The sequence below is a fragment of the Hydrogenimonas sp. genome (assembly GCF_029932565.1).
Lineage (GTDB): Bacteria > Campylobacterota > Campylobacteria > Campylobacterales > Hydrogenimonadaceae > Hydrogenimonas.
In genome coordinates this window covers 1-11,198 of record NZ_JAOZPV010000060.1, presented here as the reverse complement: position 1 = coordinate 11,198, position 11,198 = coordinate 1, and the positions used below count along the sequence as shown (strand labels likewise).

The following is an 11,198-nucleotide window of genomic DNA, read 5'->3' as shown; positions in this document are numbered from 1 at the left end:
CACCGCATTGCTGTTTTCATGAAACAGTCATTCCATTGAACCCGCTTCGCTACGCTTCTAACTAAAACGGGCCAATTTGCCGATCTTTTTGCAAATTATCGACAATCATATTGCAAAGGCTTTTCGATGGTTCATTCCCTGTTTTTCCGTATGAGGCTGGTGCATTGGGTTGGCATTGTACTGCTTCTGATCAATGCATTTTTCTTTACCGACAATCCTATTGGCATGGCTGTTCAGATAGTGCTCGCACTCGTTATTTTCGTCCATGACCTTGACGAAAAAATCAATGGTGTCGACTTGGCGAAAAAGATGATCCATTATCTCGAAGATATGAAACTCTCCGAACCGCTTGCAGTCGACGCCAAATACAGTGAAGAATATGCGCAGCTCGTACGCGCCATCAACACATTCCGAAGCAAAGTGCAGCAGGTTGTCGATCTGGGCACTCTGGTCGACGAAATCGGACGCCTGGAGAGCAAAGTACGGGAGACATCGCAAACGGTCGACACGATCATCGAGGAGACAGGAGACGTATCGCGGAAAATCGACGATTCACTCGCCATCGCCGAAGATGAAGGGAAGAAGAATATTGAGTTTTCATCGCATCTGCAGTCGGAAATCAGCAACGTGGGATTGTCGATCAAAAATGCCCAGAACGTCATACACGAACTCAACGAAAACATCGACAATCAGCACCGACGCAGCCTCGAAGTCAACACACGTCTGCAGTCGCTTGCCGACACCACGGCGCAAATCAAAGATGTTCTCGGCATCATTTCCGATATTGCCGATCAGACCAATCTGCTGGCACTCAACGCAGCCATCGAGGCGGCCCGTGCCGGGGAGCACGGCAGAGGGTTCGCCGTTGTCGCCGACGAAGTGCGCAATCTGGCAGAAAAGACACAGAAAAGCCTGAGTGAAATCAATATCACGATCAACACCATCGTCCAATCGGTCAGCGATGTCTCTCATCAAGTCGATCAGGATGCCCGGAAAATGCAGAGACTTGTGGAAAAAAGCAACGAAGCACACCACAGCATGCACGAAGCGGACAAACTGATTCACAATGTCATGACATTGAGCAGCGATGATATCGAAAATTCGAAAATCATCGAGAGTGAAGTAGTCCAGACGAAAAAAATGACGAAAGAGTTATCTGAAAAAATTCACGTTATCACGGGTATCGTCGAGGAGAACCATCGGTTTATCCAGGCTCTCATTGCCAAAGTAAACACGTTGAAAGGACAGATAGCCGCTGTCTGACACCCGTTTCAATTGGAGAAGTTTGTATAGAACCCATCTCAAAAATTCCTATGAGCGGGAATGGTACCGGCAATATTTGGGGTGGATCTCGGCCAGTTTACGCATCGAAAGCAGCAGAGGGAAACGATCACGGACATAGTAGCGTTTCGGCTCACCTACTTTTTCAAACGGAGCGTTCGATATTCGCAGGAGCCGGTAGAGACTCTCTTCGACTGCGCAGAGCGCATGATCCATTCTCTTCTTTCTCATAAACATGCAGCCGAATACCATGATGCGTGTGAATATGTCGATGGTATTCTGAAGGCTCCGATGCTCTTTTTCGATCGAAATGCGCGATATTTCACAAATGTTGTCCCTTCCGACCGCATCGAGTATCCCGTCCAGTTCGAATACTTTCGCCGCCGGCAGGCCGAGGGGGCATCGGTAGATAAGCCGAAAACATCCGATCAACTCCCCTTTTCGGTTGAAAATGGCATATTGGTCGGCATATTCGTCATATTCATCGTACTCCAGACCCTCGGGAAAATCGGACGCATCGAGTTCCTGCAACTCTTCGCATATCACTTTGTAGCGCAGACGATAGATCTGCTCGAGAATCTCTCTCTTTTCGACTTTCGCTATTTTCACCTGACAGCTCTTTTCGATCGATCCGTTTGACGTGAGCATTCCGGGGCTTTTCGGCATCTTCTATCGATAGGGATCCTTCTTGATATTCCGAAAAATGGTTGATCTTTCACGGATGCTCCATAATATGTTTTTCTTCGGCTGCAAGCCATTGCAGCACCGTTGTGCGACGGGTTGTATCGATGCGACGGCAGGCCCCTCGGAATGCCGCTTCTTCACCCACGATGATGCACATCTTTTTCGCCCGGGTCACGGCGGTGTAGAGCAGCTTGGTGTTATGCATGATATAGTGGCTGTAGGTCATCGGAATGATAACGCTATCATACTCCATTCCCTGCGTTTTGTGAATGGTGAGGGCATAGGCGAGAGTGAGATACTCTCCGAGCATCTCATAACCGTAACGTACGATAACCTTTTCATTGGGGTAGTAGACGAAGCACTCCTCCTCATCGGAATCCATTTTGAAAATGATGCCGATCATCCCGTTGAAGATTCGCTGTTCGGCGGCCTCTTCTCCCCCTTTGAAGCCTTCCGTCGAATAAGCCGGCATGTTTTCATTCCTGATATGGACCACCTTGTCGTAGAGGCCATATTCGAACGTCCCTTTTCTGACAGAGTGTCTGGCGTTGGGATTGAAAAGCTTCTGAAAATGGAAATTCAGATTTTCGACTCCGAGAATGCCGCTGCGCATGGGTGTGATAATCTGCAGATGCGCAAGATACTCCCGTATCTCTTTTTTTTCCAGCCGTTTGCGTGCCTCGACAATATAGGGGATGGCCTCGCTTTTCAGAACGTGGAGAATCTCTCCATTGTGCGACTCCCTCAACTCTCTCTTTTCGCTTTCGTTCAATTCATTTTTCATTGCGTGGTAACGGGGAATTGAGACATCGACAAATTTGAAATCGAGGTATTCACGTTCATAGTCAGGCATTTCCGCTTTTCGAATCGCATCGGCGATGAGAGCGATGGCCTGGTCCTCGTTCTGTCGGTAGATTTTCGTCAGTTTGACGACGGGAACGAGTTCATATTTTACAATATCAAACAAGACATTTCCCGCTCCGATGGGCGGCAACTGACCATCGTCGCCAACAATGAGCAGTCTGGCATCCGACTTCAGCTTCGAAATAAGCTGAAAAAAAATCTGGGAGTTGACCATGGAAGCTTCGTCGAGCAAGAGTACATCGTAAGGGAGCTCATCCTTCTCCTTGTGCGAAACCAGAAGGCTCTGTATCGTGGCGCTTCGGTATCCCGTCGTATCGTGAATGCGCTGCGATGCAATGCCGCTCAGAGCCGTCGTAACGATTGCATCGTAACCGTACCGGCGCTCAAGCAGCTTCAGCATCATTCTGGCACTTGTACTCTTCCCCGTACCGGCATATCCGACAAGGGCAAGTATCCCTCTACCCTCGTTAAGTAACTCTACCGCTTTTTTCTGCTCTTCTCCGAGCCTGAATCCGATCTCCTTCTCTGTCTCGGTGATAAAGGCGCCGATATCGTCTACAATAGGGTCATGCCGTTCATTCGTGCTTTGTCTGAAAAAATCGTAGATCCCCTTTTCCGCCGTGTAGTAGAAGGTATGGGCGAGAAAATCGCCAAGCTCGACGAGTATACCCTTTTCGATCATTGAACCGATGACGCGGTTCATGAGCTTCTCCTCCCCTTCCATACTCAACTCTTTGCCCAATTTTTCAATGAAATCTTCATATCGAACGGCACTGTTTCCCTGCTGCTCGCCGATTTCGCGCAGCAGATAGTTGACCGCCGCTTCGATCCGGAACGGAGACACAGGATCGATGCCCATCGACAACGCCATGTCGTCGGCCCGCTTGAAACCGACTCCCCTCACCTGGGTAATGATGTAGGGGTTCTGCCGGATCATATCGAGCAGATTCTCTTTGTCGATGAAGGTTTGGTAGATCTCTCTGACAATCGACTGACCGATCCGGTAAGGGGCCAGAAACATCGCAAGCTCGCGTATCTCCTTGTATCGTTGCCAGCTCTCCGTAATCTGGGCAAGTTTTTTCTCTTTGATACCTTTGAATTCGAGGAGTCTCTGCGGCTCTTCATCGAGAATACGAAGCAGTTCTTCCTCCCCGTAATGTCCGATCAACCGTTTTACAAGTTTCTGTCCGACACCTTTGACGACTTTTGTCAGATAGAAGTAAAGTTCGCTTCCTCGGATATCGAGCCTCTCGAAATTGAACTGGGGACCGAACTTCGGATGCTCCGTCCACTCCCCTTCGAGTACTACCTCCTGGTTTTCGAGGGCTTCGAGATCGGTTATGAGAGAGTTGCCGGAAATTTTTGTTCCACCTTCAAGCAGAGCAATGAGAAATCCGTCTTTGGAGAAGAGGATGCGTTTGATTGTGCCGGTCAGTTTCACATCAGCCTCTTGCGCAGAGTTTTCCAGTCGGGTACGAACTGCTCTACCAGACGCCAGAAATCGGGACTGTGGTTTTTGTATCGAATATGTGCCAGTTCATGGACAATGACATAATCGATAAGGGACGGATCGTAGCGTATGAGTGCCGTATTGAAGGAGAGACTATCCTCGGCACTGCAGCACCCCCATCGGCTCCTGTAGCGCCGAAAACGGATATCTTTGGGAAAAAGTTTCATACGGTCTGCCCATTCATCGACTTTCGGAGCGATAAAGAGTCTGGCACGCTGCAGGTAGAAACGGTTCAGGACTTTGGAAAAATTCGCCTCGTCACGGCAGTGAAAGGTGAAGGAATCCCCGTCGAAACGGATGCTGTCGCGTGATGAAGGGACCCTCGCAACGGGGTGGCTCTCTCCCAGGTACCAGAGTCGGCACCCATCGAAGTAGTGTCCGGGTTCGGGACGGGCATGAATCCGGTGTTCTCCCAATCGTCGGCTGAGCCATGCGGACTTCTCTTCGACGAAAGCCTCCACCCGGCTTCGGGAAAGGTGACGGGGTGCTGTCACCAGCACGCTGCCGTCGCTTCGGATACGAAGGTAGAGATTTTTCTGCCCCTTCCGCCATCGGATTTCATAATCGATGGAAAAATATTCCTTTTCGCTGGAGGCCACGCCGTTATCCGACCTCCTCTTTCGCTTCTTCGATCAGCCCGTTCATCAGACTGCGGATACGTTCAAGCGCTTCCGGACTTTCGGCCTCGAAACGCGTAACGAGGATCGGAGTGGTATTGCTGGCGCGCACCAGACCCCACCCATCTTCGAAAATGACACGCACTCCGTCGATGGTCACGATCTCCCTGATTCCCAGTGCGCTTTTTCTGCTATAGAGTATCTTTTTCAGAGCATCGATGATCTGGAATTTTTTTTGATCGGTCGTTTTGACTTTGATTTCGTCAGTGCTGTAAAGTACGGGAAGCCGTTCGTACTCCGCATCGAAATCGAAACCGTTTTTCAGCATCTCGAGAATACGCATCATCGTATAGATCGCGTCGTCATAACCGAAATAGCGGTCATTGAAAAAGATGTGACCGCTCACTTCCGCAGCAAGATCCGCACCGGTCTCCTTCAGCAGCACTTTCAGATTGGAGTGTCCGGTTTTGTGCATGATCGCTTTGCCGATTTTGTTGATACCGTCATACATGATCTGGGAGCATTTCACTTCCCCGATCACCGTCGGATTCCGCATCGTTTTCGCGAAGAAGAGGGCCAGTATATCTCCCTTGAAATTGTATCTCCGGCTCAAAAAGGCGATGCGGTCCCCATCTCCGTCGAATGCGAAACCATACCGTGCCTCTTCCTTTTCGAGAACCTTTTTCAGATCGGCGAGATTCTCCTCTTCGCTCGGATCGGGATGGTGGTTCGGGAATGTGCCGTCGGGTTCGAAGTAGAGTTTTTTCACAGGAATTTTCAATCGTTCCAGAAGAGGTTCTATTGCGACACCCGCGGCTCCGTTTCCGCAGTCAATTGCGATGTTCGGGTCAAAGCCCTTCAGTGCATCAAACTCCTTGACAAGATAGTCGACATACTTTTCGAGTGCAGGTATCTCGATGGAATCGGTTTCGGTCGGAATGGCGATATCGCTGTTTTCCTCGATCTCCCTTCCCAATGCATAGATATCTTCTCCGTAAAACGGGGCCTGGCCGATCGTGATCTTGAATCCGTTGTATTCTGGAGGATTGTGCGAGCCGGTAATCTGTATGCCTCCGGCCGGGATCACATCCTTGCCGCCGACATGGAATTTGTTGAAATTGCAGAAGTAGTTGACAGGTGTGGGTACGAGACCGCCGTGAAGAACAATGATTTCCGCCGCATTCAGACCGCTGACAAGCCAGTCGGAGAGTTGGGGAGAATGGGTTCGTGCATCGTAGGAAACGACAGCATAATCACCTTTCTCCTTGATTTTTCTGCCAAGAAAATAGCCGATGAGCTTGACCGTTTTTTCATTCAGGTCCTCTTCGAAAAGACCGCGAATATCATATTCACGAAATATATGCTGCATAGATAACAACCTTTTTTATCTATTCTATAACTAATGTTATGCAAGTCATGAGCGAAGCCCATGACTTGGCAGGGACTGGCCGTCCCTTGCAACCCCCTAAAGCTACGAAAGCTCACGCTTCCGAGATGACGTTCCGCCAAGGGGGGTTGCATAATGTCAATTATATAATTCTATCGAAAACTCCCTGCGTGCATCACGCAGATGCTTTTGCAACATCTCGACGGCACGTTGCGGAGCGGTAATTTGCCATCGGGCACCATCCTCGTCAAAATGGCGGGATACCGACAGGCCTTCCATCGATTTGATCAGATGTTCCCAGCGCGATATTTCAGAGTACGGTGTGAAAAAAGCGATGCTGCTCTCTTTCTCATAGGGGATCAGGGCGGCAGCATCGACAGCCCGTTTCGCCGCATCGCTGTAGGCTCTGGCCATGCCTCCTGTCCCCAGTTTGATGCCCCCGAAATAACGGACGACGAGGATGGCACATTCAACCAGCTCATTCCCCTGTATCACACGAAGAACAGGTTTTCCGGCACACCCTTTCGGCTCACCGTCATCACTGCACTCTTCAACGATCTGTCCATACTCATTCAGCCTGCGAAACGCCCATACGATATGACTGGCTTTGGGATGGTTCTGCCGCAATTCCCTGCGTATGCTCTCCAGCGCGTCGAAGGGGACAATTGTCGAGAGAAATTTGGAGCGTTTGACTTCGGTTTCGACCGAAAACGGGCGGGTGACTTTTTTCATTGTGATAGAATTTTACCCAAAAAAGGGAAAGAATGAGTTTCGACAAACGGGCAGGCACATGGGATGCCTCAAAACGCAGGCAGGCCCAGGCCCAGGCGGTTGCCGACGCGATCGAAAAAGAGATACCTCTGAACCGATCGATGCATCTGCTTGATGTCGGAGCCGGCACAGGACTGTTGACCCGCAGAATCCTGCCGCATGTCGGGAAAATTACCGCCGTGGACAGATCATCGGGAATGCTCGAGAAACTACAGGAAAACCTCGAAAAATGGGGCGATTCCATCCATGTCTTTCAGACCGATATCATGGCATTGTCCGAAAAGGTACATTTCGACGGTATCATCAGTTCGATGACACTTCACCATATCGAGAATACGCAGGCATGTTTCGATCGGCTGTACGATCTGCTCAACCCCGGTGGATTTGTCGCACTGGCCGATCTCGCACCGGAGGATGGTTCGTTCCATGATCATGGAAACGCGGGAGTATACCATTTTGGATTCGACGGGACATCACTGAAAAAGATCGCGAAACGGAGCGGGTTCACGGCTATAAAGTATGAAAAGATCTATCGCATCGATAAAGGCGAAGGGCGCCATTACGATATCTTTCTGCTCACCGCTACGAAACCACCATCCCGTTGACACATACTCGGTTGCGCCCGGCATTTTTCGCACAATAGAGCTGTTCATCCGCTATTTCGATGGCATGGTCGATATTGGTGGAAGCGGGCACATCGCTGTTGATGCCGATCGATATCGTGACACTCATGATATTCTTGCCAACAACAAACGGAGAAGTCTCTATCGTCTTCTTCAGCCGCTCTGCAACCTCTTTCGCCTCCTCTTTGCTTTTTGTCTTCAGAAAAACAATGAACTCTTCACCCCCAAATCGGACGAGATGGTCCTCTTTCCGAAGCATTTTCCGAATTCTGCTTGTCAGCATTCTTAGTACGTCATCGCCGACATCATGCCCATAGGCATCGTTAACATGTTTGAAATGGTCGACATCGTACATAATGATCTGATATTCGGCAAAGTTTGCATTGGCAAGGACTTCGTAAAGAAATTTTCTGTTGTACGCGCCTGTAAGCGGGTCGATGAAACTTTTCGATCGTCCTCTGAAATAGCAAAAAATCTGTATATAGCCGAATATCAGCATAATCACGATGATCACCGCCACTCCGAACATCATCGATTTGATACGGCTGAATCTATGTTCGACATCACTGCGAATCGAAGCTGACAGGTCGCTTCCGAGAATCGCGGTGACTTTTCCATCTTCGAGCAGAGGAATGGCGATACTGACCCACAACGAACCGTTTTTCAGATGTTTGTAGATCTGTTTCTCTTTCGTTTCATATGTCCTGTTCCAAATATTGGAAATGGGCTCGAAACGCTGCATAAACATCGCCTGTTTTTCGGGATCCGATTCCGCATCCAGCAGGTAGCGGTATCGGCCGTTGCTGTCCCTGAATACGACAAAAAGATTCTCGACTTCAGGGGTTTTGAAGTACCCCAGTATCTCCTGCAAATCCCGACGCAGGCTTTTATTGTTTTGAAGCGTATCAACGACCTTTGCTCCGGTTCTGTTCCGAATGAGCGAAGTTGCACTTTGAAACTCCATCTGATACCGGTTGACGATCATCTCGATCATCTCCTGTCGAGTCGAGGAGAGAACCTTGTCGACCTGAAGATAGAGGTAGATCATTGCGACGGTCAGTACCGTCAGGATGACAATGCCTATCTTTAAAACAAGATCGAACTGTCTTGTAATTTTCATTACTCAATCTCTTCGAGGTAATCTTGCAGTTCTATATCGACTTTCAGACCAAATCGTTCGAGTCTCGGTTTGGAAAGGATGATCGTAGGACGTCCCTTCATCCAGAAAAACGCTCCGATTTCGTTGGAGTGTGTGAGAAGAAGCCGATAGTTGTTGGAAAGCCTCGGAATATTTTCACACTTTTTATCTTCGACAACACTCTTTTTCGATTCGATGATAAGAGTGGCATATTCACAGTTTTCGACCATCGTGATACCGGGAATTTTGCACAAAATATCCTTCAGCTTCTTGTCGATCGTATAGATCTTGTACTCTTTGAGTGAAAGGTCGTAAATAAGACGTTTCCATATCTTGATATCGATATCTTCGGACGGCATCGCGAAGAGCTGGAGTGCTATGAAGAGCGTGACCAACAACTTTTTCAAAACAGCCACTCCAGTGTGAAATAGACCTGTCGCTCGATAACGGGAAGGTTTTTCCCATCCATCACATAATTGGGAAGCTGCGTCACATCGAGTGCATAATATCTCGTCTCTTTCGCATCGTTGAAAATATTGACACCTTTGAGTGCGAATGTCAGATCTTTCGTAACGCGGTATTTGACACCGGCATTGTAATCCCATCCCGGATCAACTTCCGGGGTTTTCTGACGAAAGACCAGTTCGTTGAAGATATCCCAATCGCCGAATGTATCCAGCAGGCGCAGTGTCAGGCCCACATAGTTCTTGTTTTGATTCTGAATCTTTTTGTCCACATGTGTATGATAGATGTCGAAATCGAAACGGTGATTCCTGCTGAAATGATGCGTAAAATCGATCGATGAATTAATTAGGTTCAGATCGGTTTTTTTGATGCGATTGTTTCCGGTGTTCAGACTGGCGATATCGTTAAAATCGATTACCTGACTTCCCGAAACGAAAAGACGTATTACGTCGCGTTCACCGACATATTTGCCTTCGAAGGAGAGGGTGTTGAACTTCTGGGAATCGAGGTCGGCACCATGCATAAGCAGGTCGTAGAGCTGGGTCGGAAACTCCACATGTGTCAAAAACGTTTTGAAATACCAGTTGTTTTTAATGGCACTGTAGGCGATGCGTCCCTGCCATGTGGTCATCGTATCATCATCATTCTCCTGATGATAGGTTCTCGAAAAGTCGTAATAGTCCACTTTCATGGAAAACGAGAGCATCGTATTGGTCGATAGATGCATCTGATCCTGGAAAAAGAGTGAACCGATATTGAAATGGGCCTTTCTGTCACTGTCATCTATATCGTTAAAGGAATATTCCGTCGTTTTCGCACTTTTGTATCGATAAATAGCACCGACTTTGAGTTGATGCATCTCCCACATCTTTTCATAATAGGATTTGACGGTGAAAAGATCCCCTTTCGCTTTCAGCTTGAAGCGGGATGGAGGAAGGTGAGGGTGCGAATTGAAGGGAGGCAGAATCTCTCCCCAGAAGGGATAATAGGAGGTCATATCCATATCGATCGACGAATAGATATAGGAAGCCGTCGTATGCAGACTGTTCTCCAGCCAGCTCCCCGAATAGGATGCCCGCATCATCGGGCTGTCCCAGTCGCCTCCTGTAGGTGTAAGCATCATACTCTGAGCGGTGAAAGGATCGTGATTCTGGCCAAGATACTCCAGTTCCAGACGATGATTCTCCCGATGTAGATCGAGAAATGCATGCTGCTGGCGGTAATCTTTCGATACGCTTGTTCCTGCCGGGTGTTCATGTTTGAAATAGTTTTCACTCTCTTCGGCATACGCAAAGTAAGACCATGTATCGAAGACTTTCGCATGGGAAATCTCGGCCTCCTGCATTCCACGATCACCGATTCTCAACTGCAGGTCTCCGCCGATCTCACGTTCCGGCGACTTCGTATAGAGTTTGATGACGGCGGTAGCCGGTTCTGTTGCAACGTCGAGGACCGGTGAATCGTAATAGATCTCGACATGGTCGAACATCCCCATATCGATATTTCCATAAAATTGCAGACCGCTGCCGGAATAGCCGCTGCTTATTTCGTGTTCGTTGATATAGACCTTGATCATGTCGCTGGAGTAGAAGATCGGGTTTCTCTGCAAGGGATCGGTCATACCGAAACTGTTGAGATTGTAGCGTACAAATTTCATCGATTTGATCAGGTCGGAAAGACGGTAGACCTGCATACGTTCCAGATCGTCCCGCGTAAACACATAGAGATGGCCGGCATTCTCTTTTTTCGTCTCTTTGGAAAGGTCCGCCTCTTTTCTGTATGTTTTCAGAAGATCCTCTATCGACTCCTCGGCAAAAAGCGTCTGTGAAAGGAGAATCGCACTGACGAAAAGAAGAGA

10 protein-coding genes are annotated in these 11,198 nt (G+C 48.6%); 2 read left to right on the top strand and 8 right to left on the bottom strand.

The genetic code is table 11. From position 1 onward, the window contains the following. Positions 1–126 precede the first annotated feature (126 nt). Positions 127–1,263: a methyl-accepting chemotaxis protein gene (locus Q1K24_RS07505; protein WP_300368285.1), complete on the top strand. Its 1,137-nt coding sequence runs from the start codon at positions 127–129 to the stop codon at positions 1,261–1,263. 48 nt (positions 1,264–1,311) lie between these two features. On the opposite strand, the gene Q1K24_RS07500 is transcribed toward Q1K24_RS07505, so the two are convergent. The 5 genes from Q1K24_RS07500 to Q1K24_RS07480 all read right to left on the bottom strand — a co-directional run bounded on the left by Q1K24_RS07500 (position 1,312) and on the right by Q1K24_RS07480 (position 7,075). After that, positions 1,312–1,890: a GNAT family N-acyltransferase gene (locus tag Q1K24_RS07500; protein ID WP_300368282.1), complete on the bottom strand. Its 579-nt coding sequence runs from the start codon at positions 1,888–1,890 to the stop codon at positions 1,312–1,314. Positions 1,891–1,996: 106 nt separating this feature from the next. After that, the gene (locus Q1K24_RS07495; RefSeq protein ID WP_300368279.1) at positions 1,997–4,270 is read right to left on the bottom strand and encodes an AAA family ATPase; all 2,274 of its coding nucleotides are present in this window, start codon (positions 4,268–4,270) and stop codon (positions 1,997–1,999) included. Then, complete coding sequence (locus Q1K24_RS07490) at positions 4,267–4,938, bottom strand: SprT family zinc-dependent metalloprotease (protein ID WP_300368276.1); 672 nt, start codon at positions 4,936–4,938, stop codon at positions 4,267–4,269. The genes Q1K24_RS07495 and Q1K24_RS07490 overlap by 4 nt, the downstream gene beginning before the upstream one ends. 4 nt (positions 4,939–4,942) lie before the next feature. Beyond that, on the bottom strand, positions 4,943–6,325 hold the full coding sequence (locus Q1K24_RS07485; protein ID WP_300368273.1) for a phosphomannomutase/phosphoglucomutase: 1,383 nt from the start codon (positions 6,323–6,325) through the stop codon (positions 4,943–4,945). A 156-nt stretch (positions 6,326–6,481) separates the two neighbouring features. Continuing rightward, a complete protein-coding gene (locus tag Q1K24_RS07480; protein ID WP_300368270.1) occupies positions 6,482–7,075 on the bottom strand; it encodes a YigZ family protein in 594 nt (197 codons plus the stop codon). Between the two features lie 32 nt (positions 7,076–7,107). On the opposite strand from Q1K24_RS07480, the gene Q1K24_RS07475 reads away from it, so the two are divergent. After that, the gene (locus Q1K24_RS07475) at positions 7,108–7,719 is read left to right on the top strand and encodes a class I SAM-dependent methyltransferase (protein ID WP_300368267.1); all 612 of its coding nucleotides are present in this window, start codon (positions 7,108–7,110) and stop codon (positions 7,717–7,719) included. Here Q1K24_RS07475 and Q1K24_RS07470 read toward each other — a convergent pair. The 3 genes from Q1K24_RS07470 to Q1K24_RS07460 form a co-directional block, all read right to left on the bottom strand. Further along, a complete protein-coding gene (locus Q1K24_RS07470; protein WP_300368264.1) occupies positions 7,697–8,857 on the bottom strand; it encodes a GGDEF domain-containing protein in 1,161 nt (386 codons plus the stop codon). The two genes, Q1K24_RS07475 and Q1K24_RS07470, sit on opposite strands and share 23 nt — an antisense overlap. Further along, the gene (locus Q1K24_RS07465) at positions 8,857–9,282 is read right to left on the bottom strand and encodes a hypothetical protein (protein ID WP_300368261.1); all 426 of its coding nucleotides are present in this window, start codon (positions 9,280–9,282) and stop codon (positions 8,857–8,859) included. Before Q1K24_RS07465 ends, Q1K24_RS07470 begins: the two co-directional genes overlap by 1 nt. Further along, the coding region (locus tag Q1K24_RS07460; RefSeq protein ID WP_300368258.1) for a hypothetical protein at positions 9,279–11,198 on the bottom strand (1,920 nt) is incomplete at its 5' end. The genes Q1K24_RS07460 and Q1K24_RS07465, both read right to left, overlap by 4 nt.